At 67.1% G+C, this 24,471-nt stretch carries 18 protein-coding genes and 1 pseudogene; 12 read left to right on the top strand and 7 right to left on the bottom strand.

Annotated elements, in window-relative coordinates:
• Positions 1–27: 27 nt before the first annotated feature.
• On the bottom strand, positions 28–1,170 hold the full coding sequence (locus ACSLGO_RS17270; protein WP_386917572.1) for a YlbL family protein: 1,143 nt from the start codon (positions 1,168–1,170) through the stop codon (positions 28–30).
• 261 nt (positions 1,171–1,431) lie between these two features.
• On the opposite strand from ACSLGO_RS17270, the gene ACSLGO_RS17275 reads away from it, so the two are divergent.
• Positions 1,432–2,898, top strand: a complete 1,467-nt coding sequence (locus ACSLGO_RS17275; protein ID WP_436401565.1) for a zinc-dependent metalloprotease — start codon at positions 1,432–1,434, stop codon at positions 2,896–2,898.
• Here the strand turns inward: ACSLGO_RS17275 and ACSLGO_RS17280 are convergent.
• Entirely contained in the window at positions 2,895–3,467 is a 573-nt protein-coding gene (locus ACSLGO_RS17280; protein WP_436401566.1) for a M48 metallopeptidase family protein, read from the bottom strand. The two genes, ACSLGO_RS17275 and ACSLGO_RS17280, sit on opposite strands and share 4 nt — an antisense overlap.
• A gap of 117 nt (positions 3,468–3,584) precedes the next feature.
• Here ACSLGO_RS17280 and ACSLGO_RS17285 point away from each other — a divergent pair, with 117 nt between their 5' ends.
• Positions 3,585–4,640, top strand: coding sequence for a ThiF family adenylyltransferase (locus tag ACSLGO_RS17285; protein ID WP_325786969.1), 1,056 nt, complete (start codon positions 3,585–3,587; stop codon positions 4,638–4,640).
• Positions 4,641–4,668: 28 nt separating this feature from the next.
• Here ACSLGO_RS17285 and ACSLGO_RS17290 read toward each other — a convergent pair whose 3' ends face one another.
• Positions 4,669–6,792, bottom strand: coding sequence for an ATP-dependent DNA helicase UvrD2 (locus tag ACSLGO_RS17290; RefSeq protein WP_325786971.1), 2,124 nt, complete (start codon positions 6,790–6,792; stop codon positions 4,669–4,671).
• On the bottom strand, positions 6,789–7,745 hold the full coding sequence (gene nudC, locus ACSLGO_RS17295; protein WP_436401567.1) for an NAD(+) diphosphatase: 957 nt from the start codon (positions 7,743–7,745) through the stop codon (positions 6,789–6,791). Before nudC ends, ACSLGO_RS17290 begins: the two co-directional genes overlap by 4 nt.
• A 153-nt stretch (positions 7,746–7,898) precedes the next feature.
• Here nudC and ACSLGO_RS17300 point away from each other — a divergent pair, with 153 nt between their 5' ends.
• The 4 genes from ACSLGO_RS17300 (at position 7,899) to ACSLGO_RS17315 (ending at position 11,434) form a co-directional block, all read left to right on the top strand.
• The gene (locus tag ACSLGO_RS17300) at positions 7,899–9,272 is read left to right on the top strand and encodes a macrolide 2'-phosphotransferase (RefSeq protein WP_386917577.1); all 1,374 of its coding nucleotides are present in this window, start codon (positions 7,899–7,901) and stop codon (positions 9,270–9,272) included.
• 169 nt (positions 9,273–9,441) lie between these two features.
• Entirely contained in the window at positions 9,442–9,822 is a 381-nt protein-coding gene (locus tag ACSLGO_RS17305) for a GntR family transcriptional regulator (protein ID WP_091603099.1), read from the top strand.
• Positions 9,819–10,745, top strand: a complete 927-nt coding sequence (locus ACSLGO_RS17310; RefSeq protein WP_433122215.1) for an ABC transporter ATP-binding protein — start codon at positions 9,819–9,821, stop codon at positions 10,743–10,745. Before ACSLGO_RS17305 ends, ACSLGO_RS17310 begins: the two co-directional genes overlap by 4 nt.
• On the top strand, positions 10,742–11,434 hold the full coding sequence (locus ACSLGO_RS17315; protein ID WP_263127263.1) for a hypothetical protein: 693 nt from the start codon (positions 10,742–10,744) through the stop codon (positions 11,432–11,434). Before ACSLGO_RS17310 ends, ACSLGO_RS17315 begins: the two co-directional genes overlap by 4 nt.
• A gap of 62 nt (positions 11,435–11,496) precedes the next feature.
• Here ACSLGO_RS17315 and ACSLGO_RS17320 read toward each other — a convergent pair whose 3' ends face one another.
• From ACSLGO_RS17320 to ACSLGO_RS17330, 3 genes are read right to left on the bottom strand one after another with little or no spacing between them, the layout of a single operon-like run.
• Positions 11,497–14,970, bottom strand: coding sequence for an ATP-dependent helicase (locus ACSLGO_RS17320; RefSeq protein WP_436401568.1), 3,474 nt, complete (start codon positions 14,968–14,970; stop codon positions 11,497–11,499).
• Positions 14,967–18,233: an ATP-dependent helicase gene (locus ACSLGO_RS17325; protein ID WP_263127265.1), complete on the bottom strand. Its 3,267-nt coding sequence runs from the start codon at positions 18,231–18,233 to the stop codon at positions 14,967–14,969. Before ACSLGO_RS17325 ends, ACSLGO_RS17320 begins: the two co-directional genes overlap by 4 nt.
• A complete protein-coding gene (locus tag ACSLGO_RS17330; protein WP_263127266.1) occupies positions 18,230–18,649 on the bottom strand; it encodes an MGMT family protein in 420 nt (139 codons plus the stop codon). The genes ACSLGO_RS17325 and ACSLGO_RS17330 overlap by 4 nt, the downstream gene beginning before the upstream one ends.
• A 70-nt stretch (positions 18,650–18,719) precedes the next feature.
• Here ACSLGO_RS17330 and ACSLGO_RS17335 point away from each other — a divergent pair, with 70 nt between their 5' ends.
• From ACSLGO_RS17335 to ACSLGO_RS17360, 6 genes and pseudogenes are all read left to right on the top strand, one after another.
• A complete protein-coding gene (locus ACSLGO_RS17335) occupies positions 18,720–19,532 on the top strand; it encodes a 3'-5' exonuclease (RefSeq protein ID WP_263127267.1) in 813 nt (270 codons plus the stop codon).
• Between the two features lie 241 nt (positions 19,533–19,773).
• Positions 19,774–20,754: a methionine ABC transporter ATP-binding protein gene (locus ACSLGO_RS17340; RefSeq protein ID WP_263127268.1), complete on the top strand. Its 981-nt coding sequence runs from the start codon at positions 19,774–19,776 to the stop codon at positions 20,752–20,754.
• Positions 20,751–21,428, top strand: a pseudogene (locus ACSLGO_RS17345) (methionine ABC transporter permease); the annotation flags it as partial. The gene ACSLGO_RS17340 and the pseudogene ACSLGO_RS17345, both read left to right, overlap by 4 nt.
• 252 nt (positions 21,429–21,680) lie before the next feature.
• Complete coding sequence (locus ACSLGO_RS17350; RefSeq protein ID WP_152273596.1) at positions 21,681–22,520, top strand: MetQ/NlpA family ABC transporter substrate-binding protein; 840 nt, start codon at positions 21,681–21,683, stop codon at positions 22,518–22,520.
• A 135-nt stretch (positions 22,521–22,655) separates the two neighbouring features.
• On the top strand, positions 22,656–23,600 hold the full coding sequence (locus tag ACSLGO_RS17355; RefSeq protein WP_436401569.1) for an ABC transporter ATP-binding protein: 945 nt from the start codon (positions 22,656–22,658) through the stop codon (positions 23,598–23,600).
• Positions 23,597–24,415 carry an ABC transporter permease subunit gene (locus tag ACSLGO_RS17360; protein ID WP_436401570.1) on the top strand — a complete coding sequence of 273 codons (819 nt, stop codon included), beginning with the start codon at positions 23,597–23,599 and terminating at the stop codon, positions 24,413–24,415. Before ACSLGO_RS17355 ends, ACSLGO_RS17360 begins: the two co-directional genes overlap by 4 nt.
• The last annotated feature ends 56 nt before the right edge of the window (positions 24,416–24,471 follow it).

Consider the following 24,471-nt stretch of genomic DNA (forward strand, 5'->3'; position numbering starts at 1 on the left):
GAGGCCCGGCAGCCGTCTGCCGGGGCTTCAGCCGGCGTCCGTGCAGCGTGCCAGGCCGTCCGCGCCGCGGCCCGAGGCAAGGGTCTCCACGGCGGTGAGGGCCTCGTCAAGGGTCTCCACGCTGACTACCTCCAGTCCTTCGGGAATGTTTCCGACGACGTCGTCGCAGTTGGCCTTCGGTGCGAGGAAGAATTCCGCGCCGGAGTCAGCCGCACCCACCATCTTCTGTTCGATGCCGCCGATTGGCCCCACCTGGCCGTCGGCGTCGATGGTTCCGGTGCCCGCAAAGCTGCGGCCCTGGGTCAGCTCCCCCGGGGTCAGCTTGTCGATGATTCCCAGGGCGAACATCATTCCCGCGGACGCGCCGCCAACGTTCTCCAGCGCAATGGCGACGTCGAACGGGAAGGTGTAGTCGATGCTCAGGTAGGCCCCCATCTGGTAGGTGCCGTTCTCCCCCAGCACCGGCGTCACCTCGACGGTCTGTTCAGTCCCGTCCCGGCGGATGGCGATCCGGGCGGGCGAGCCTTCCGTCCCGTTCAGGGATTCGCGCAGCGATTCGACACCGGTCACCTCGGTGCCGTCCACCGACAGGAGGACGTCCCCGGTTTCAAGGACCCCCTCGGCGGGTGCGTCTTCCATGATGCCGGCGACTGAAAGTTCCTCGGTGAAGGGAATGTCCAGCTGGTCCAGGGCAGCCGCGACGGCTGACTCCTGGGAGGACGTCATGGCTGCGGCGTTGCCTTCCTGGATCTCCCCGCGGGTAGTTCCGTGCGGATAAACGAAGTCCACCGGCAGTACGGCATCCTCGGGATTGAGCCAGGACGCAACTACCTCGCCCATGTTCACGGCACCGTTGGGGCCGCCGGACACAAACACGGTGGTCAGCGCCAACTCCCCGGCAGTGGGATAGGTCTGCTCGCCGTCGATGGTGATGAGCGGGCTGTCACCGATTTCCCCGATGGTGTTGAAAGTGGGGCCGGGCGATTCCAGGACGAAGGGTGCTGGAATGACCAGCCCGGCAGCGCCCAGGGCGAGGGAGGTTCCCCCGGCCACCAGCAGTGCCCGCCGGCGCGGCGACCGCCGTGACGGCCGCGCGGCTGCAGCCGGGATGCCGCTTCCGGCGCCTTCCGTCTCGTTACCAGCGGAGGATTCATCGTTCGGGGAACGCAATCGGCTGTCCTTTCCTGCGGCGCCTGGCCGGTACCCGGCCGGGCGCCGGGATGGGGAAGATAATCAACGCCGTGGAACGGCCGGTTTTCCCGGCCCTGCACGATGTCTTGGGCCATTCTCCCACGTGCTCCTTTGCCAACAGCGAACGGATCCGGTGAATGCGGGACAGTGCCCTGTTCGGCCCGGTAACGTGGGAATCCACGCAGCCGGTGACCCACTGGCTGCCAATGCACTAGAACTTCCACAGGACCGGTGGTACCCATGAGCTCAAATCCCTCTGACCACGGGGACACTCCCCAGGATCCGCTGTCCGAGATGCTCGCCCGCCTCTTTGGCGGCGGACAGGCCGGGGGCATTGATCCCCAGGAGCTGGCCAAGGCCGCCGGACTCCCCTCGGACCCCAACGCCATGGCCATGATCTTCCAGCAGGTCCAGGCGATGTTCAGTGCCCCGTCCGAAGGGCCGGTCAACTGGCAGCTGGCGAAGGACAACGCCCGGCGGGTCGCGGCAGCCGGCGGGGACCCCTCCGTGACGCCGGGACAGGCAAAAGAGGTGGATGAAGCACTCCACGTTGCGCAGATGTGGCTCGATCCGGTGACTGACTTCCCCTCAACCACCAGCCTTGGCAGGGCATGGTCCCGCGCTGAGTGGGTGGAGGCCACCATGGATTCATGGCGCCGTCTGACCGAGCCCGTGGCCGTGAGCATCTCCCAGGCCCTGTCCAACGCCATCACCACCCAGATGCCCGAGGAGATGAAGTCCATGATGGGCGGCGCTTCCTCCATGCTGGCAAACATGGGCGGGGCAATGTTCGGCATCCAGCTGGGACAGGCCGTGGGCGCACTGTCCCGGGAAGTGCTCAGCTCCACTGACATTGGCCTCCCCCTCGCCGAGGGCACCATGGCACTCCTGCCCGCCAACGTCACTGCGTTCGGCGAGGGCCTGGATGTCCCCGACGCCGAGGTGCGCCTGTACCTGGCAGTCCGCGAAGCAGCCCATGCCCGGCTGTTCGCCCATGCACCCTGGCTGGCCCCGCATCTGTTCGGCATCATCGAGAGCTACGCACGCGGCATCCACATTGACATGTCCAAGATCGAAGACGTGGCCCGGGACATCGATCCGGCCAATCCGGAATCGATCCAGGAAGCACTGGCCGGCGGAGTCTTCCAGCCCGAGCGCACCCCGGCCCAGGCCGCGGCACTCGAACGGCTCGAAACCGCCCTGGCACTGGTTGAGGGCTGGGTGGATGAGGTCACCGCTGCGGCAACCTCGAACCTTCCCTCCGCGGAAGCCCTGCGGGAAATGATCCGCCGCCGCCGCGCCAGCGGCGGCCCGGCCGAGCACACGTTCGCGTCACTGGTAGGCCTCGAGCTGCGACCGCGCAGGCTGCGCGATGCATCCGCACTCTGGGCGCTCCTGCGCGAAGAGCGCGGCATCGACGGACGTGACGCAATCTGGCAGCACCCGGACCTCATGCCCACCTCCGAGGACCTGGACGATCCGGCCGGTTTCGGTAAGCGCCGGGAACTGCTCGATGCGTCGGATTCCGACGTCGACGCCGCCCTGCGCCGCCTGCTTGAGGGCGGATTCAACGAACCCCAGGCAGACGAAGCCGCCGACGGCAGCAGTTCTGCTGACGCTTCCGGGGACGCAACGGAGCCCGGAGGAGATCCCGGCGAAGATGAGCCGGGCAGCGACGGCGGCGGGAAAGCCGGGCCGGCTGCCTAGCCCTCGGCCATGTCACCCTTGAGCCCCCGGGCACTGGCATAGGCCGCGCCTGACAGGTAGGCCTTCGCTGTCTCCGTGTGGGGGTAGGACTCAAGCAGGCGCCAGAACCTTGGGCCGTGCGACGGCTCAAGCAGGTGTGCCAGCTCGTGCAGCAGCACGTAGTCCACTACCCAGCCGGGCATGCCTATCAGCTTGTCCGAGAGCCTGATCGTTCCCCGCGCAGGCGTCGCCGAGCCCCAGCGCGAGTTCTGGTTGGCCACCCAGCGCACGGAGACGGGCCGCGCGGCGCCGTTGAGGTACCGCCGGGACAGCTCTGCCGCGCGTTCTTCCAGCCCTGAGCCGCCTGCCGCGGGATCGGCCGCCGGAGCCCCCGCCGTCCGGGTCTCCAGTTTGTCCACCATGCGCTGCACCCACTCCGCCTCCTGCTTCTTGGTGAAGTGTGCGGGGATTGAAACGACGGCGACGCCGTCACGGAACACGGCATTCACCGTCCGCTTCCGGCGTGCCGAACGCCGGACTTCGATGGGCAGTCCGGCCCGTGTGGTGGCGGGAACAGATGGAGAAGGCATGTCTCCACAGTATTCTCCGCCGCCGACCCTTCGGAAACCTGTGGAAAACTCCCTCGCTCCGATCGCGTCCGTGCTTACATGGTGCCCCGGCACAAGCACATGACCGAAGGAGACGGTATGCGGATCAACCCGGGTATCTACGTCCTGGACCTCGGTCCTGACCGCAGGCAGTTTGGGCTTGGTGAAGGTGCCCTTCTGCTGGCCGGGCTGACCCCCGGGGACCACGCGTTCATCAACGCCCTGCGGCGGGGCGTGCCCGACGGCGCGGAACCGGCGGCCGGAGCCGCAGCCGGACTGGACGGACAGCGGCAGGAACAGCTGCTCCGGGTGCTGGCCCCTGTGCTCCTGGCGCAGCCCGAGAGGGGACGCGTCCTTCCGCCGCTGCGCGAGGAACGCCTGCGGCCCGACGCCGAACGCCTCTCCGCCGTCTACGGCCGGGATGCCCTGGATCCGCTCGCGCTGCGTGGTGCCGCCGTCGTGGAGCTGCTGGGTCTGGGACGGTGCGGGGCCCTGGCGGCAAGGATCCTCGCTGCTGCCGGGATTGGCACCGTGCTGCTGGGCGATCCGGCCGTTGTCTCCCCCAGCGACGTCGGCCCTGCATATGCCCTCACTGACATTGGCATGCCGCGCTACCAGGCCGTAAAGAGGCAGCTCTACCGGATCGATCCGACGGTGCGCGTCCTGCAGGTTCCCTGGCCGGCCAGCGGTCCGCGGAGTGCTGCCAACCTAACCATCCTCGCGTCGGACCAGCCCGCGCCGCGGCATACGCCGTCTGCGGGCCAGCTTGAGCACCCGCACCTGGCGGTGGCTGTCCAGCAGTACGGATACCAGGTGGGACCACTCGTAGTTCCGGGAACGACGCCGTGCCTGGGCTGCCTGGACAGGCACCGGGGCGACGCGGATCCGGGCTGGTATGCATCGGCGGCCGTGCTGTCTGCCGATGCGCGGGAGGCCTCCCGGGACGCAGGTCCCGGAGGCGAGGAAACGGCATCGGCGGCCTTGGCGGCGTCAGCGGCCGCCGCGCAGGCACTGGGCTTCATCGACGGCGTTGCCCAACCCGTCACGTGGTCCGCGGTGCTCCAGCTCCGCGCCGCTGACGGCCATGTGGGCCTTGAGTCCCTCGATTTCCATCCCGGCTGCGGATGCCGGCTGCAGTCTGCCGCTGCGGCCTAAACCGGGCAGGTTGGCAGCCGGCCCCGAGTCAGAGCTGGGGGCTCTGGGCCAGGACCTGCAGCACGGCCTCACCGTAGCGTTCAAGCTTGGACGGGCCAACACCGGGCAGCGTCGCCAGCCGGTTCAGGGTCGGCGGCTTGTCTTCGGCAATCGCAACGAGCGTGGCGTCGGTAAAGACCACGAAAGCCGGAACCCCGGATTCAGCAGCGGCCTCCCGCCGCCACTCGCGCAGAGCTTCGAATGTGGCTTCGTCATACGTTGCCGGGCAGTCCCCGCAGCGGCCCATCTTGCGTTCGGCCCCGCTGGTAAGGAGGGATCCGCAGACGCGGCACTTGGCCGGTCCCGTGACTTTCTTCCGTGTCTGCCGTGCCTGACGGGGCGCACCGGCGTCGCGGGCAGTGTTCGGACGAAGTCCGTCAAGGAACCGGGACGGCTTGCGGTTGGCCCTGCCGCCGGGGGTTCGGGCGGTGGACCAGGAGAGGGAGAGGTGCACGCGCGCACGGGTGATGCCCACATACAGCAGGCGCCGTTCCTCATCGACGGCAGCGGGTGTGTCCGCGAAGGAAATCGGCATGAGGCCCTCGCTCAGGCCGACCAGGAACACGGCGTCCCATTCGAGGCCCTTGGCGGAATGCAGGCTGGCGAGGGTCACTCCCTGGACCTTTGGGGCATGCTGGGCCGCGGCCCGCTCCTCGAGTTCGGCGGTGAAGTCAGCCAGTGTGAAGATGCTGTCCGGGTCCTGGGTCCGGTTGGCGTGGAGTTCGTCAGCGAGCGCGACGAGGGCTGCCAGCGATTCCCACTTTTCCCGGGTTGCCCCTCCCCCGGCGGGCGGGTCAGTGGTGTACCCGAGGTTGGCCAGGATATCCCGCACCAGCTGCGGCACCGGTTCGTTGCCCACTGACCGGGCTGCGGCACGGAGCTGGAGCATGGCATCACGCACTTCGCGGCGGGCAAAGAACCGCTCTCCGCCGCGCAGCTGGTACCCGATCCCAGCACTGGCCAAAGCCTGTTCGTAGGCTTCCGACTGCCCGTTCGTGCGGAACAGGACGGCGATCTGGCTGGCCTCAACGCCGTTGTCAAGCAGCTTGCGGATGCGTCCGGCAACGTACGCCGCTTCGGCTTCGTCATCGGAGCACTCCGTGAAGACCGGCTCAGGGCCTGCGGGGCGCTGGGCGATGAGTTCCAGCGGTTCCGGCCACGGCGGCGCGTTCCGCGAGCGCTCGCCCTCGGCGGTTCGGGCAGCCAGGATGCGGTTCGCGAGATTCACCACCTGCGGGGTGGAGCGGTAATCGCGCACCAGCTTGACGACGTCGGCGCCCGGGAAACGGCGGGTGAACTCGAGCAGGTGCCGCGAGGTTGCCCCGGTGAAGGAGTAGATGGTCTGGCTCGCATCGCCCACCACGCAGAGTTCGTCCCGCTCCCCCAGCCACAGGTCCAGCAGCCGCTGCTGGAGCGGGGAGACGTCCTGGTACTCGTCAACCACGAAGTGGCGGTACTGGTCCCGGACAGTCGCCGCTACCCGCTGGTCCTCCTGCAGGATGCCCACAATGATCAGCAGGACATCCTCGAAGTCGATGACGTTGCGGTCCACCTTGACATCCTCGTAGGACTGGAAGATGCGGGAGACGGTGGTCAGATCGAATCCGGCAGGAGCATCCCTGCCTGCCGCGGCACGCACATAGCTGTCCGGCGTGAGCATGGAAACTTTGGCCCACTCGATTTCGGCGGCGACATCGCGGATCGCCGCGCGGTCAGTGGAGAGCCGGAGCCTGCGGGCTGCCTCGGCGATCAGCTGGGCTTTGTGGTCCAGAAGCCCCGGGAGCGGACCGCCGACAGTCTGCGGCCAGAAGTACTGCAACTGCTTCAGCGCCGCCGCGTGGAAGGTCTTGGCCTGCACTCCGCCGGCGCCGAGGTCCCGCAGGCGGGTGCGCATCTCTGCCGCAGCGCGTGCCGTGAAGGTAACGGCAAGTACCTGCTGCGGCTTGTAGAGGCCGGAGTGGACGCCGTAAGCCATCCGGTGCGTGATGGCCCGGGTCTTGCCGGTGCCGGCGCCTGCCAGCACACACAGCGGACCGGTGAGCGAGGTTGCAACTTCCCGCTGCTCGTCGTCGAGCCCCGCGAGGATACGGGCTTCAAGTGTGTCTACTGTCATTCCCCGGCCTCCGGCTCCGGAACGGGTCCGCCGTACCAGCGGTCAATCAAGTTCCGGGCAATCGAGATGGAGGACGGTATGCCGACTTCACCGGCGGCAACGGCCTCGGTGAGTTCCCTGCGTGTGAACCAGCGGACATCTGCCATTTCGACGCCGTCGGCCTGCGGCTCAGTGCCGTCCGCCTCGGCACAGAATCCCAGCATCAGCGAACACGGAAACGGCCACGGCTGGGAGCCCAGGTACTGCGGATTCCGAACAACGACGGCGGATTCCTCCGCCACCTCGCGGATCGCTGCGGCTTCCAGCGACTCCCCCGGTTCAACGAAGCCGGCAAGGGTCGAATAGCGGTTGCCCGGCCAGGCTGCGGCGCGGCCCAGGAGGATCCGGTCCGCTGGGTCGGTCACGGCGACGATGATGGCGGGATCCGTGCGTGGGAAGTGCTGGCTGCCGTCTTCGGTGCAGCGGCGGACCCAGCCGCCCTGTTCCATCCGGGTAGGGGCGCCGCAGCGCGGGCAGTGGGTATGGGTGGCATGCCAGTTGGCGACGGCGCAGGCCTCGACGAACAGTCCCGCATCCAATGAACCAAGAATGACCGCGACGTCCCGCAGGCCTGCCCACCTGGCACCGGCGCGTTCCATGGCAGGGTCGGGCTCGGCCAGGGTCACCATAACGATGTCCGCGCCCGCGGGAACCGTGCCGTCCTCCAGCGTCCGGCCAAGGTATACCGGTTCCTCGCCGAACCCGTCCGGCCCTGGAGGGTCCAGCACCAGGGCGTCCTCGCGGACAAGGGCCTTGCCCAGGGAGAAATACAGGACGCGGGTAGTTTCAAGGTCCCGGATTTCCGCGAAGAGTTCCTCGGAGGTCCTGCGCTCACTGCCGCGGTCGATGGCGCCCCGCGCAAGCGGCAGCCGTCCAAGCTGCGGGGATTCTGGCGTGCGTAACGGACTGCTCATACCCCTACCGTACTTACTGCGGGACCCCAATCAGAAAGCCGTCCGCTGCCGGTGGATACCCGGGTGCCAAACCCTGAGTTTTTCCTCACGCTCTTCCGACTCGCCGGGTGCCTATGGGTTACTCCCAACACATCTGCCCCTACGGTTGAAGGTGTGAAACGCACACCCATGGAATTGGCAGCCCTGGCCAGCGCCGCCGTACCCGCGCTGGCGCTTACCGGCGTGGCCGGTTCGCCCGACGACGCCGCGGACTTCGATTCCGCTCTCCTCGTGGACGACGCCGGCAAACAGTGGCGGGTGCGTTCGCCCAAGCACGTTGAGGCCAGCATGCGCCTGGAGACCGAGCTGCTGGTCCTGCGTGCCTTCGTTCCCGGCGTCCGGGCGGAACTGCCCTTCGCCCTCCCCTACGTTGCCGGCACCGTCCGCCAGGGCCAGCTGTGCACTTTCGTGTATTCCCACCTGCCCGGCTCCACCCGGGACATAGACGAACTTGCCGGCGGCGGGGCCGAACTGGCAGCAGACATTGGCCGCACCATGGCTGCGATCCATGCCCTGCCGCAGTCGCTGGTGAACAACGCGGACCTGCCCAGCTACACCGCCAACGAGTTCCGTCAGCGCAAGCTCAACGAACTGGACCAGGCTGCGACGACCGGCAAGATCCCGGCGACCCTGCTGCGCCGCTGGGAGCACGCCCTGGAAGACGTGGCGCTGTGGCGCTTTAGCCCCACCGTGGTGCACGGAGACCTGCACGAGGACAACCTGCTGGTCTCGGGAGGACGGGTCAGCGCGGTGAACGGCTGGACCGACCTGCGGATCGGCGATCCCGCCGACGATTTCGCCTGGCTGATCGCGGCGAACAATTCCGGTTTCACGGACACCGTCCACCACGCATACGTCGAGGCACGGCCCGACGCCGTTGATCCCCACCTGATCAGGCGCGCCGCCCTGTCAGCGGAGTTCGCCCTGGCCCAGTGGCTGGTGCGCGGCATCGCTGCCGAGAACCAGTCAATGGTTGAAGAGGCCGAGGAGATGCTGGCCACCCTGGAGGCGGACATCCTCGAGCAGGAAGCTGCCGAGCAGGAAGCTGCTGATGCTCCCGTGGCGCCGGCGGACTCGGCGGTGCCGTCCGCTGCTCCGGCGGCAACCCCGGCCCCCGGAGCAACCCCGGCCAGCGGACCAACCGCGGCCGTTGCGGCCCCGGCCGGTAACGCGGGTCCCGTTGACCAGGACAGCGGCCGAGGCGGAAAGGTGAGCGTTGCTCCTATTCCGGAACCGAAGGCAGCTGAAGCTCCTGCCCAGGAAGCCGATACGAAGGACGCGTCCGTTTCTGCCGCATCCCCCGGCAGCCCCGAGCAACGCGGAACAACGGATGCTGCGGCTCCCGTTCCGTCCGGGTCCGGCAGCGCCGCTGCCGAGGCCGAGCCGGCAACGTCGGCACTTCCGCTGCTCTCCGAGAGCGCGGGCACCGGGACGGATGCGGAGGCCGGTCCGGCCACCGCAGACAGCAAGGACGCCGCGAAGCCCTAGGACACATCAGCACGAGCGGCTGCCCCCTCTATCCTTTACACAAAAACCCGCCTGCCGCCGCAGGCGGGTTTTTGTGTGCAATGAAACTGATGCGAACCGGCGCTTGACCCTCCCGGGGTTGTGTGGTTACTTAGTCAAGTAATTAACCAGCGAAGGTGAGCAGGATTCAGTGATCGATGACAGCAAGCCGATCTTCCAGCAGATCGCCGAGCGGATCGAAGGGGACATCCTCGACGGAGTGCTCCCTGAAGAGGGCCAGGTGCCCTCAACCAATGAGTTCGCGGCGTTCTACCGGATCAATCCGGCTACGGCCGCCAAGGGTGTGAACCTGCTGGTTGAGAAAGGGCTGCTCTACAAACGCCGCGGAATTGGAATGTTCGTGGCACCCGGCGCCCGGGAAACCGTCCTCGCCAAGCGGCAGGACCAGTTCTACCGCCAGTACGTACAGCCTCTCCATAGCGAAGCCCGGAAGCTCGGGATCGGAGTGGAGGAACTTACCGCCCTCATCCATCGCAGTGCCGCTGAACACGAAGGGACCCCGGCACCATGAACGTCATAGAAACCCGCGGGCTAACGCGCCGCTACAAGGACCAGCTGGCCCTTGACGACGTCAATCTCGACATCGCCCCAAACCGCATCTACGGGCTCCTGGGCCGCAACGGCGCGGGGAAGACCACCCTGATGTCCATCCTGACCGCCCAGGGATTTGCCAGCTCAGGGGAAGTCCGGGTATTCGGCGGAAACCCGTTCGAGAACGAGCAGATCCTCTCCCGGCTGTGCTTCGTGCGGGAGTCGCAGAAATACCCGGACGACTTCACTATCAGGAACGCCCTCGACGCCGCGTCCCTCTTCTTCCCGAACTGGGACGCGCCGCTGGCCGACCGCCTGCTGGAAGACTTCCAGCTGCCCAACCCCAAGAAACACCGGATCAAGAAACTCTCACGCGGACAGCTCTCAGCGGTGGGCGTGATCATCGGGCTGGCCTCGCGTGCCGAGCTGACATTCTTCGACGAACCGTACCTTGGCCTGGATGCCGTGGCACGCCAGCTCTTTTACGACCGCCTGCTCACCGATTTCGCGGACCATCCGCGCACCATCATTCTGTCCTCACACCTGATCGATGAGGTGGCCAACCTCCTGGAGCACGTCATCGTCATCGACCGCGGCCGGATCGTGATGGATGACGAGGTAGAGGCCATCACGGGCTCTGCCTTCGCGGTAGCCGGAAAATCAACCGTCGTGGAGGAGTTCGTTGCCGGACGGCCCGTTCTGCACCGCGAGGGGCTCGGGGCGCTCGCCTCGGTCACGGTTGATGCACCGCTGCAGGCCGGAGACAGGGAGAGGGCGGAGTCCCTGGGACTCGAACTTGCACCAGTCTCGCTGCAGCAGCTGATCATCCGACGGACCCTCAAAGCCAACGAACGCTTCGGTTCCCCCGCCGCAGCGGACACGAACGTGGAGGTGGCACGATGAACCGCGCCTGGGCCGTTGCCCGCATGCAGATGGTGAACAAGTGGATCTATCTTGGCGTCCCGGCGATTGTGCTCGTGGCCTCCACCGGGCTGGCCCTGGCCATCCTGGCCATCATTCCGAATGACGACGGCGCCACCCGGCTCGCCTTCTCCGGCCAGGCCCTGATGTGGTACTTCCTCGCCATCGGCGTGCAGTCGATGATGCTGGCTTTCCCCTTCTCACAGGCAATGAGCGTGAGCCGCCGTTCGTTTTACCTGGGGACGCTGGGGCTGTACACCGCACTGTCGATGGCCGTGGGCGTCATTTACTGGCTGCTGGGCCTGGCGGAGCAGGCTACCAACGGCTGGGGCGTGGACGGGCATATCTTCGCCCTTCCCTGGATCGCTGAATCGCCCTGGTTTGCGCAGATCCTGCTCTACTTCGCCCTGACAATCCTGCTGTTCATGTTCGGGTTCTGGTTCGCTACCGTGTACCAGCGCTGGCGGGTTCTTGGCCTGGTAGCGTCCCTGACCGCCTTCGGTCTTCTCATTCTCGGTGGAGTGGCGGTGGCCACGTGGACGGATTCCTGGACGGCCGTGGGCGCCTGGTTCGTCCAGCTCACGCCGCTTGCCCTCACCGGTTGGCTGCTGCTCGCCGGGGTTGTCCTGGCAGCGGGCTCCTACGGCACACTCCGCAGGGCCACTCCCTAGGCACGTTTCCGGCAACACATGACAGTGCCGCCGTCCTTGCCGGACGGCGGCACTGTCATGTGTCAGGCCGTTCCCTGCCCGGCCGAGTCGATAATGATCCGCTCCAGCTCGGTTTCCCCCAGCAGGTTGTGCGGACGGATGACCTTGTCCGCGGCCACATAGTAGAACGCTGCACGCACCTTCTCCAGGGGAACGTCCTTCAGCCGGGACCAGGCCAGCCGGTATACCGCCAGCTGCACCGAGCGGACCGCGAGCTTTTCCTTCGATGGCGGAGCGCCGGTCTTCCAGTCGATCAGGTCCCAGCCGCCGTCCTCATCCTGGAAGACTGCATCGATGCGGCCGCGGACCACCACTGAATTCACCCGCGTTTCGACGGGGACCTCAATGTAGGCAGGGGTTCGGGACGCCCATTCAGATGCTTCGAAGGTGGCCACCATGTCGTCGAGCTGGTAAGCCTCGTCCACATACGCGTCGGCTGCACCCGGGTACTCGTCAATGTCCAGCATGCCGCTGCGGCCGAAGTACTCCTCGATCCACGCGTGGAACGCGGTTCCCTTGCGTGCCGCCATTCCCGGTTCGCGCGGGACGGGGCGGCGCAGCTGGCGTGTGACGGCCCCAGGATCGTCCTGCAGGTCCACGAGCATGGAGGCCGAGATGTGGGCAGGGAGTTCAACGTCCATCACCTCGTTGGGGGCATGGTGCCGCGCCAGGACGAGTTCAACGTCCCTGCCCCAGCGCCGGGGTTCGAAGACACCCTCAGCTTCTACGTTGCCGGAACCGGGCTGCTCGCCGGCCGCGGTGTCTTCGAGGTCAAGAGCGATCTGCGCCGGGGCAGCAGCTGCGGCGAGGACCGCCGCTGCTGCCGCTTCCATCGCTGTCCGCCGCTGCGCCGGTAGCGGGTCCTTGGGCCAGCTGGCCCGCTCCGTTACTGCATTGGCAGGGTTCTCATCCCCCTGGTCTTCCGGTTCGAGCCAGGACAGCAGATGAAATCCGGGCGCACCGGACTTGCCGAGCTCATACAATTCAAGCTGGTAGCGCGAGGCCTCGGTGGGTTTGCTCCGTCCACCGCCCCAGGCACTTGAGGTGCAGAAGAGAATGTCCTTCGCGCGGGTGAACGCCACGTACGCGAGGCGCCGCTCTTCACGCTCCGCATGGGCCCGGGCGTCGTCCGCAAAAAGCTTCTCCGCGTCCAGCCAGGACTTCTGGTCCGGCTGCTCCCAGTCCCACTGCGGCAGGTCCGGCCCGTCACCGCGCAGGTTCCACGGAACAGCGGCGTTGCCGCTGCTCCAGCGCGAGTCCTTGTCATTCGGGAACTGGCCCTCGGAAAGACCGGGCACGGCTACCACATCCCATTCCAGGCCCTTGGAGGCGTGCACGGTCAGCAGCTGGACAGCCTCCCGCGAGGTTTCCAGCGCGGTGACGGGAAGCCCGTTCTCCTCCTCGTCCGCTACTTCCAGCCAGGCCAGGAACGCGGCCAGGTCCACGCGGTCTGCTGAGGCGCTGAAGGTCGCGGCAGCGTCAATGAAGGCATCGAGGTTCCGCCGGGATTCGTGGATGCTGATGCCGGGCTTGGCCGCAACCTCAATGTCCAGCAGGATGCGCCGCTCCACTTCGCCGATGAGGGTCGTGAGGTCCTCCCCCACATAAGCGCGCAGCTCCCGCAGCTCGTCCCGCAGCAGGCCCAGCCGTTCCAACCCCTCGGGCGTGAGCGAGCGGCCAGCGCTGGAGGTCCATCCGGGCTTCGGCAGGTAGTCCACCGCCTCAACCAGGCTGCCGACCTCCGCAAGGTCGGTTTCGACGACGGCGGCACCGCCTTCGTCAGGTCCATGCACATCCGCGATTTCCCGAACGTTCATGGCGCGTTCGCGGACCCGGACGAGATGCCTTGACCAGTCGGCCAGGGCCATGAGGTCCGCGGGCCCAATGCGCCAGCGCGCCCCGGCAAGGATGCGGAGCATCGAATCGGAACGTCCGGGATCGCTCAGCACACGCAGTACGGCGAGCAGGTCGACGATCTCCGGTGTGGACAGCAGGCCGCCCAGGCCCACGATCTGCACGGGGACGCCCAGGTCTTCCAGCGCGCGGCGGATGGGGTCGAACTGTTTCTTGCCGCGGCACAGTACCGCCACCGTCGGCGGCAGCGTATTGCCCCGCCCGTCCGTCTCATGGCTCGGGTGCCGGAACCAGGAGTCACGGACGTTCGCGATCTGCGCGGCGAGGGCTTCGGCTTCGCCTATGCTCACCGTTCCGTCCGGAAGGGTCACCGTTTTCTCGCTGAGGTACCGGCCCAGGAACACGTCGCCCACGGGAGGTTTCGGCTTGGCCTCGAGTTCCGGAACGTCCAGCGGCGTCCTGGCCCCGGGCCACGGCGCGGGTTTGTTCAGCGGCCCGGAAACGGCGTTGGCGGCTGCCAGTATCGATGTCGAGTTCCGCCAGGCCACAGACAGGTTGGCGACGCCGGCGGGGGCCCGGCCGCCCTCGCGCAGGAACCGCGGGAAGTGTTCCCGGAACGTCCCGAGCTGGCCGGCAGAGGCACCGCGGAAACCGTAGATCGACTGGTGCGGATCGCCCACTGCCGTCACCGGAGTGCCGTCGCCGAACAAGGTAGAGAACAGCACCATCTGGGCGTGGGAGGTGTCCTGGAACTCGTCCAGCAGCACCACCTTGTACTTGGCGCGCTCCATTTCTGCAGCCTCGGGGATCTCCTTCGCTATCCGGGCGGCCAGGGCCACGAGGTCTCCGAAGTCCAGCTGCCGCCGCTCGGCCTTGGCCCGCTGGTAGGCCTCCACGAGTTCGGTCACTGAGATGCGGGTCTGGAGCTTGCCCACCAGGTCCCGAACACCTTTGGCAGCTGCCTTTGTCTTGCCTGCCTGGTACGGCAGCGCCAGCACCTGCTCCAGATGGGCCTGGATCTCGGCACGCACCTGGGCGGGAGTCAGGAGATGCTCGGCACACTCGGAGGCCATCTGCAGCACTGAGTTCACCAGCGTGGACTTCGCGGCGGTGAAGTGTTCGTAATCGCCGGTGTAGGCCTCCACCACTTCGTTGGCCAGCTGCCAGGACTGGGCGCCGCCCAGCATAACCGAATCACGCTCGACGCCGATCCGCAGGCCGTAGTCGTTCACGATTCCGTTGGCGTAGGAGTGATAGGTGGACACTGCCGCTTCGAGCTGGGCGTCCTTGCTTTCCTCGCCGAGTTTCCGTTCCAGCAGCCGCAGCCTGCCGCGGATGCGGCTTGCCAGCTCCCCTGCGGCCTTTCGCGTAAACGTCACGCCCAGGATCTGTTCCGGGGCCACCAGTTTGTTTGCGACCAGCCAGACAACGCGGTCTGCCATGGTCTTCGTCTTGCCGGACCCGGCGCCGGCCACCACCAGCAGGGGCTCAAGCGGCCCCTCGATGATCTTCCGCTGTGCGTCCGTGGGGTACTGCACGTCCTCCGACGGACCGTCATGGAGCATCTCCGCCAGCTGCCGGGCAGAGTACTGGGGCACGAACCCTGTGCCGGCCTCCACACTGCTGCTCACATCCAGCGTCATTCGGTGACCTGCTTTCCTTCGGTACACAGCGGACAGATTTCCGGCAGCCGGCAGCCGTGGCCGCCGTATCCGCTGCGGGCCGGATCATGAACGGTGTCGAACGTGCTGTCCGACATCAGGGCGGCAGCTTCTTCGATCATGGCCAGGGCACTCTTGTCCTCCGGACTCAGCGGAGGCTGTTCCTGGACGGACACGCCCTTGGCAGAGGTTCCCAGCTGCACCAGTGCCGCGCCTCCGGGAACTGCGGGAACGTCTTCCAGGGCGCCCTGCCGGACCGCTTCCTGATAGGCGGCCAGCTGCGGATGTCCCTCAAGGTCCGCCTTCCTGGGGGCAGATTTCCCGGTCTTGAGGTCCACGATGTAGCCCCGCCCGGCGGCGTCCTTTTCCAGCCGGTCGATTTGTCCGCGCAGCAGGGCTGTGCGGACTTCACCGCGCACCTCCACCGGAATGGATGCCTCGAAGTCTTTCTCGACGGCGGCCAGGCTCCGGCCACCCCTGCGCATTTCGATGACGTATTCCGCCAGTTTGCCCACCATGGCCTCGGCGCGCCTAAGGTCCATTTTGCCTTCCCAGGAATCCTTCATCCCCAGTGAGGGCCATCGTCGCCGGAGTTCCTCCGTGTACTCCGAACCGGTCGCATCAGGCATCTCCTGCGCGATCGCATGCACCAGTGTTCCCAGCGAACGGGCAAAGTCGGTGGCCTGTTCTCCGCCAACCGCTGAGACGAACCAGCTCAGCGGAGACTTGGTCACGGCGTCGACCTTTGAGGGCGAGACCGGTATCGGCGCCTCAGGGGGAAGCACCGGACCGGTGCTGGAGAGCGGCAGCAGGCCCCACCACGTGCGCGGGTGTGCACCAGGGACCGGCACGGGGTGCCGAAGCATACGCCCCAGGTGCTGCGCCGCTTCGCCGGCGTCCTCCGGATGGGTCAGGGCCTGCTGGGCGTGGGCCCGCAGTTCCGCTACCAGGGAGCGGAGGGTAAGCGGCCGCAGGACCTCCGTGCGGGCACGGACGGCCACGCCGTCGGGAAGCGGATCCACCAGGTCCAGGAACTGGGAAGGCTGCTCGTCCTCGGACGCCACGGCAGTGCAGACCAGCACATCGCGGGCACGGGAAAGCGCAGTGGAGAAGCTGCGCAGCTCGTCATACCTTGTGCCCTGCATCAGCGTTTGCGGGCTGCGGGTCCTGCGGTAATCGGTGTCGGGGAACTCGACGGCTGCCACCAGGTCTCCGCTGCCCAGCAGTTCGCCGCGCAGCCGGAGGTTGGGCCAGACACCTTCCTGAATGCCGGCGACGATCACCACCGGCCATTCCCGGCCGGCTGCGCTGGCCGGGGTCAGGAGTTCGACGGCGTCGCGCTGCTGTGCGCGTGCCGCCAGGGTATCCATAGGCAGCTCGGAACTGGTCAGGTAGTCCAGGAACTGCTCAGGCGTGGAGCCCGGCAACTGGTCTACGTAGCGTTCGGCTGTCTGGAACAGTGCCATGATCGCGTCCAGGTCCCGGTCGGCGCGGAGCCCCGCGGATCCTCCGGACAGCGCAGCTTCGGCCCACTTCTTCGACCAGCCGGACGTAGACCACAGGGCCCACAGCACGGTCTCGGCGGTGGCCCCAGGCTGCTCGGCCGCCTGTTTCCCGGCACGCAGCATGGCAGACAGCCGTTTCGCCGACCCGGCTTCCCAGCCCAGGCCGGCGAGCGCAAGCCCGGAATCGGAGAGCGGGTCCACCAGCGCTTCGACGAGCAGGGCGTCAGAGCTGCGCCCGCCCCCGGCCCGGAGTTCCTCGCGGCGCAGTGCCTGCCGCAGCCGGCGAAGATCCAGCGAACCTGCGCCGCCGATCCGCGAGGTCAGCAGGGAGACAGCCAGCTCGGGCGTCAGGAGGCCGGGGTCGAGCACCACGGCGAAAGCGTCCAGCAGGGGACGCACGGCGGCCTCGTCCCGGACAGCTTTTTCCGCCACCGGTACCCGCACCTCGATCCCCTGGCTGATCAGGTAACGCTGGATCCTGGCCAGCTGCCCGCCGGTCCGGACGATGACGGCGATGTCCTCAAGGCGGCGTCCGCGGAGCAGCTGCTCTTCGAGGATGCGCTGCGCCACATAGCGTTGTTCATGCATGGGCGAGTCCACCACGTGGGCCGTCGCTGACGCAGGAGTGGACGGAGCATTCCCGGCCCGTTCTGTGCCGTCACCGGCTGTGTCTTCGCCGCTGTCCGTGCGTCCAGCAGTGGTTCGCGCAGGGGCAAGGCCGGGAACCACGGAGATCCTGGAAGCTGTCCGGTGCCAGGCGGCGGCGACTGGCCCCGCCATCCGGTGCTGGGTACTGAGCACTGCGGTCCTCAGATCCGCGCCGAGCTCCTGCTCCAGAGTGCCGAGCAGCTCCGGGCGGGCTCCGCGGAACCCCTGGACGACCGTGTCCGGGCTGGCAGTGACGACGGCGTCGCGGTCTTTGGCCAGCACGCCGAGCAGGCGGTGGATGGCTCCGTTGGCTTCCTGCAGGTCGTCAACGAGGATCAGCTGGAGCCGGTTATGCTCGGCGGCCAGGAACTCCGGTTCGCTCAGAAGGATGTCCGTTGCGGTGGTGATGATCCCGGCGGGGTCGAACGCTTCGGGCATGCGAAGGTCCAGGACGTCCCGGTATTCGCCGTAGAGTGACGCCGCGGCAGCCCAGTCCTGCCTCCCGTAGCGGCGGCCAAGTTCCCGCAGCTCCTCCGGGGCCAGCCCAAGTTCGATCACGCGGTCGAAGAGCTGGCGGATTTCCTGCCGGAAGCCGCGGGTGCCCAGGGCGAGCGACAGGGACTCCGGCCAGGGCAGCTGGGGCACCCCGTTCTGTCCGTGCCCGCCCAGGAGTTCCTTGATGATGACGTCCTGTTCGGCACCGGAGAGCAGCTTGGGCGCGCGGGTGACATGCGGCAGCAGGCCCTCCGCTTTGGCCCGGCGGATGACGTCGAAAGCGTAGGAGGCCCAGGTGCGGGCCGGCGCAGCGCTGATGGTGCGCTCGAGCCGGGCAGAGAGCGCGTCACGCAGCGCTGCCGCCGCGAGGCGCGACGGCGCCAGCAGCAGCACACCGGCCGGATCCAGTCCTCCGCGCTCAATCCGCTGCACGGCGGTTTCGACCAGCACCGTGGACTTTCCGGTGCCGGGGGCGCCCAGGACCAGCAGCGGGCCGTTCCCGGCGGGACGCTCAACGGCGGCACGCTGGTCCGCGCTCAGATGCGGTGCGGGCAGGCCGGCCGCCGCGGGCGGAACCAGCCGCAGGTTGATGCTCATACCTCCACTTCACCATGCCCCGGTGACATTGCCCCGCCGGACTTCTCAGCGCCGGCCCTGGCCAGCGCCTCCCGGAGCGCATCGAGAGCTTCCCAACCGGCGTCGTCGGGCTGCCAGCGCGCCTCGCGGATACTCACGCGGTAGCCTGTTCCGTCCGGCTCCGCCTGCCCCCGCAGCGGCGTCCCTTCCTCCCGGTAGTGGGTCCAGGCACGGTGCCCGTGGCAGGCGGGCGGCTGACCGGATGCGCGGATCACGCGCCACCAGGGAACCGAATCTCCCGAGTGCGCCAGCGCCGAGCCGACCTGCCGGGGGCCTCCCGCGTCAAGCAGCTCGGCTATGTCTCCGTAGGCCAGCACCCGTCCCGGCGGAATGAGCGCAGCAACAGCCAGCACCGCCTCCGTATAGTCCTCCCGCATGCCTCCAGCTTAGCGACGCCCGGCGCGCTGATTCGGGGTTATGTCAGTGCCCGCCGGTAGGTTTATTTACATGTTGAGCTGGCACGAACTCCCCCGAGCGTCCTTCGACCTGGAAACCACGGGACGGGATCCCCAGCTGGCGCGGATCGTTACGGCGTCGATCATCCTGGTGGACGGGTCCGGGAACGTCCTCGCGCACCATGAGTGGCTGGTGGACCCCGGGGTCGAGATTCCGGCCGAGGCCGCCGCCATCCACGGCATCAGCACCGATAAGGCCCGCAGCGAAGGCATGCACGCCGCTGAGGCGGTCCGGCAGATCAGCACCGTCCTCGCGGACACGTTCGCTGCCGGAATTCCTGTTCTCGCGTTCAACGCCGCCTACGACTTCACGGTCCTCGCCCGGGAGGCGGAGCGGCACGGATGCACTGCGCCGACGCCGTTCCCCGTAATCGACCCCTACATCCTGGACAAGCAGGCAGACCGTTTCCGCCGTGGCAAGCGGACCCTGACGGCCATGGCCGAACACTATTCCGTGGCCTTCGAGAATGCCCACACGTCCGCCGCTGACGTCATGGCCACGTTGGCAGTGGGAGCCGCGGTGGCCGGCGCCTATCCGCTCATGGGCCAGGATGCCGGGACCATGCATGCCCTGCAGGTGCAGTGGGCCGCGGACCAGGCGGCCAGCTTTCAGGACTACCTCCGGCGTCGTGATCCGGAGGCGGTCATTGACGGCAGCTGGCCGCTGAAGCCCGCCCCGTCAGGCTCCCCCGCACCATTCGGGGCTGTGGATGCCCTGCGGATCGACCCCGTCCCGGCCGCGGCCGTGCCCGTCATAGCGGAGGAAAGCGGCGGCCAGCTGGTGCTCGAACTGGCCCCGTACTAGTCCAGCGCTGCTCCCCCGCCGCCGAAGACCGCTCGGATTTCAGGCTGCGGGCATTACCCGCGTAACATTGACCTATTCACGACAGTGTCAGGCGCTGATGGCGCCCGGGCGTGGTATCACGCGCCCCGTGTCACGCGATTGGCAGGCACTTCCCGCACAGCCGGGCCATTGGCGTCCCTTCCCCCGGACTGTTTCCTGCACGCATACAGCACCATCAACGTTGAGCAGACATTGAGGATGAATGATCACAGTTACTGACCTGCGTAAGGTCTACCGCCAGGGCTCCCGCGATGTAGTTGCCCTGGACGGGGTCAGCATGAGCGTGCCCAAGGGCTCGATTCACGGCATCATCGGCCACTCCGGTGCCGGCAAGTCCACGCTGGTCCGCTGCCTGACGCTGCTGGACCGCCCGACGTCGGGAACCGTCACCATTGACGGCCGGGAACTGACCAGCGTCAAGGATTCCGAAATCCGGCTGGCGCGCCGCCGGATCGGCATGGTGTTCCAGCACGCCAACCTGATGGACTCGCGCACAGCTTCGGCCAACATCGCCCACCCCCTGGAGCTTGTTGGCACCCCCAAGCGGGAGATCGACGAACGCGTCACGGAACTGCTGGCCCTGGTGGGACTGCAGGACTTTGCCGGGGCCTACCCGGCCCAGCTCTCCGGCGGGCAGAAGCAGCGGGTGGGTATCGCCCGCGCGCTTGCCGCCCACCCCGACGTCCTGCTCTGTGACGAACCGACCTCGGCCCTGGACCCCCGCACGACGGACGAGATCCTGGATCTGATCTCCGAGCTGACCAACCGGCTGGAACTGACCGTCCTGATCATCACGCACGAGATGAACGTGGTGAAGCGGATCTGCGATTCGGTCTCGCTGCTTGAAGCCGGACGCGTCGTTGAACACGGACCGCTCCAGGAGGTCGCCTCCCATCTGGGCGGACGCCTGGCGAAGGCCCTCATTCCGCTGCCTTCCACTCCCCCGGTGCCCGGCGGGCCCGTGGTGGAACTGCTGATGGTGGGCGAGCACGCCACCGAGCCGGTGCTCTCCGGACTCACCCGGCGCTTCGACACGGACGTCAATGTCCTGGCAGGAAGCGTCGAGACCCTTTCCGGACAGCGCTTCGGAAGGCTTCGTGTACAGCTTGATGAACGAATCGATATGGCTGCAGTCCAGGCCTACCTGGCCGGCCAGGGCGTCTCAGTGGAGGTGGCGGCATGAACCTGTTTGAAGAACTGGCCAACAACCCCGGCATCACCAAGGCCCTGCCCGAAGCCATCACCGACACCCTCCTGATGGTTGGGGTTTCCGGCTTCTTTACCGTGCTGATCGGCCTGCCGCTGGGTATCTTCCTGCATACCTCGGCCCCCGGCGGACTGCGGCCCATGCCGGTGACCAACCGGATCCTCTCCGACGTCATCGTCAACATCACCCGGTCCATCCCCTTCGCGATCCTGATGGTGATCCTGATCCCGTTCTCCCGGATCGTGACTGGTTCCTCCATCGGTCCCCTGGCTGCCTGTGTTCCGCTGAGCATCGGCACCATCCCCTTCTTCGCGCGGCTGGTCGAGACCTCCCTGCGTGACGTTGCGGGCGGGAAGATCGACGCCGCGCTGGTCATGGGTTCCACCCGGATGCAGGTGATCCGCAAGGTCCTGATGCCCGAAGCGCTGCCGGGCCTCGTGGCCGCCCTCACCACCACGCTGGTGACCCTGGTGGGATACTCCGCGATGGCCGGCATCATCGGCGGCGGTGGCCTGGGCCGGCTGGCGTACAACTACGGCGTGCAGCGGTTCGACACTGCGGTCATGGTGGTCACGATCGTGATCATTGTGGCAATCGTGCAGATCATCCAGCTTGCCGGAGACTTCGCAGCCCGCCGCGTGGACCACCGTTCCGCAGCAGGCGCCGGCCGCCGTCGTCGCCGTTCCTCCCGTGCTGCCGTGACCGCACCACCTGCCATGCCGGCAGGTGGTGCGGACTCCGCACAGACATCCGGGGATGCCAGGACCCGCGCCTGACGTCGCCACCCACAAGTTTCCCGTCCGGCGGCTGGCCGCCGGACGGGACCTGCAGCCAGTAGCCGCTAGCTGCACAACAACCTGCCTGTGACTCACCGGCAGGACCTTCGAAAGGAAACGCATCCGATGCGGAAAGCATTTTCACTCGTGGCCACCGGCGTGGCCGCGGCTCTGGCGCTGACGGCTTGCGGGGGTTCCGAATCCTCCTCCAGCGCTGTTGAGAGTCTCGATCCCGCCAACCCGGTCACCCTGACTGTCGGCGCGAGCCCGCAGCCGCACGCCGTCATCCTGGAGTACGTCGCGGACAACCTGGCTGCCGACGCCGGACTGGACCTCGAAGTAGTTCCCTTTGATGACTACGTGACCCCGAACATTTCGCTGGACGACGGCTCGATCGACGCCAACTACTTCCAGCATCTTTCTTACCTCGAAGCCCAGATCGCTGACCAGGGCTACGATTTCGAGCACGGTGAGGGCATCCACATTGAGCCCTACGCCGTGTTCAGCGAAAAGCATGAAGACATGGCGGACGTCGAAGACGGCGCCCGTGTTGCCATCACCAACGACCCGTCCAACCAGGCCCGGGCACTGAGCCTGCTTGAGGAAGCCGGCCTGCTGAAGGACGTTCCGGACGACGCCTCGGTCATCTCCCTGACCGACGAGCAGAACCCGATGAACCTGGACTTCGTGGAGAACCAGCCTGAACTGCTGGTCAACGACCTTTCCGACCCCACCGTGGACCTGGCCATCATCAACGGCAACTACATCCTTGATGCAGGGCTGAACACCGATGATGCCCTGCTGGTGGAGTCCCTCGAGAACAACCCGTACGCCAACCTGCTTGTCTGGAAGACCGGCAACAAGGACGCACGGATCGACAAGCTCGAAGAGCTGCTGCACTCCCCGGAGGTCAAGGCCTTCATCGAAGAGCAGTGGCCGAACGGTGACGTGACTCCGGCCTTCTAGCACCGGACCCCACCTCATCGAGATGACAGAAACTGCCCGTATCCGTCCGGATACGGGCAGTTTCTGTTATCTCGGCAGTTCAACCTGCCCGCATCGGCGCTAGCATGATGTCCATTGCCGAGTGGGAGGTGCAGCATGCCGCCGGTCATAGAAACCCGCGCGCTGACCAAGCGCTACGGGTCCCGCACCGCCGTCGACTCACTGGACCTGAAGGTCCAGCCGGGATGTGTCTTCGGGCTGATCGGCCCCAACGGTTCCGGCAAGACCACAACCCTGCGAATGCTCCTGGACATCATCCGGCCGTCGTCAGGCCAGGCCCTCGTCCTGGGGACTCCTCCCCGCTCCGGCGGCCCCGCCCTGCGGCGCCGGATCGGCTACATTCCCGGAGACCTCCGGCTCAGCAGCCGGGCCCGGGGACGGACAGTGCTGGAACACTTCGCGCAGATCAGCGCACCGGTTCCTGCCGGACGCGTTGGAACACTCGCTGAGCGTCTGGGCCTGGACCTTTCCCGCCCGGTTCGGACCCTGTCCAAGGGCAACCGGCAGAAGCTCGGCCTGGTACAGGCCTTTATGCATGACCCGGACCTGCTGGTCCTCGACGAGCCCACCAGCGGACTCGATCCGCTGGTCCAGCGCGAGTTCCTGGAAATGGTCGCCGAGGTGCGCACCTCAGGCCGCACCGTGCTGCTTAGCTCCCATGTCCTCAGCGAAATCCAACAAAGCGCTGACCAGGTTGCCGTCCTGTCGCTGGGCAAAGTGGTGGCGCAGGGGGACGTAGCCTCACTGCGCCTCAACCGCCTGCGCCATGTCAGGGCTTCACTGGCGCCGGCCAGTGGGACGGAGAAGATGCTGGAAAATGAACTCGCCGCCGCGGGACTGCGGGGAAGCGTCACCTGGCAGGCGGGCACTGCCCGTGTCCGCGGCACGCTCGACGGCGGCGTTGATGCCTTCATCAAGGTGCTCGCCCGGCACCGGATCCTGGACCTGTCGGTGGAAGAGCCGGACCTCGAGGAATCAGTACTGCAGCTGTACGGCGGCGCCGACGCCGCTGCCCGGGACGTGCAAAGGGGTCCGGGATGAGCCCGCCGGCAACCCTGGCTCCAAGGCCCCTGCCCATCTTCCGCAGGACGGTCATCGACACGTGGCGCTCCACGCTCGTCTGGACCCTGGCCCTTGCTGCCGTGCTGCTGCTGTACCTGCCGCTCTACCCCTCCATGAACGGCGCCGACATGCGCAGCCTGATCAGCTCGCTGCCTCCGGAGCTTGTCAATGCCCTCGGCTACGAGGACATCCTCTCCGGACCGGGCTACGTCCAGGCCACGTTTTTCGGGCTCCTGGGGTTCGTCCTCGTCACTGCCGCTGCGGTGTCCTGGGGCAGCACGGCAATAGCTGGTGCCGAGGAATCCGGACGGCTGGAACTCGTCCTTTCCCATGGCGTCGGCCGGGTTCACTATGCGCTGGAGACAGCGCTGGGGATCCTGACCAGGCTGCTCTGGTTTACCGTCTTGACGGCGGCGGTGGTGCTGGCCCTCAATGGCCCCTCCGAGCTCGGGCTGGACGCCGCAGACGTGGTGGCAGCGGAGGCGGCTTGGCTTGGACTGGGCTATTTGTCCGGAAGCGTTGCCATGGCAGCGGGTGCCCTCGCCGGCCGCCGGACCGTGGCCCTGGGCACCGCCGCCGGGGTAGCGGCTGCGGGGTACGTCATGAACGCGCTGGCGAACCAGAACCCGGACCTGGGCTGGCTGCGCAACCTTTCACCGTATTCCTGGGCCTACCGTAACGACCCTCTGGCGGAAGGCTTCGATGTCACCGGCCTGGGGCTGCTCGCCGCTGCCTGCGCTCTCTTCACGGCGTTGGCAGTGTGGGCGCTGAACCGCCGGGACGTCCTGGGCTAGCCGCCCTCATCGAGATAGCAGAAACTGCCCGTATCAGAGCTGATACGAGCAGTTTC

It is taken from the genome of Arthrobacter sp. IK3 (assembly GCF_051337705.1).
Taxonomy (GTDB): Bacteria; Actinomycetota; Actinomycetes; order Actinomycetales; family Micrococcaceae; genus Arthrobacter_B; species Arthrobacter_B koreensis.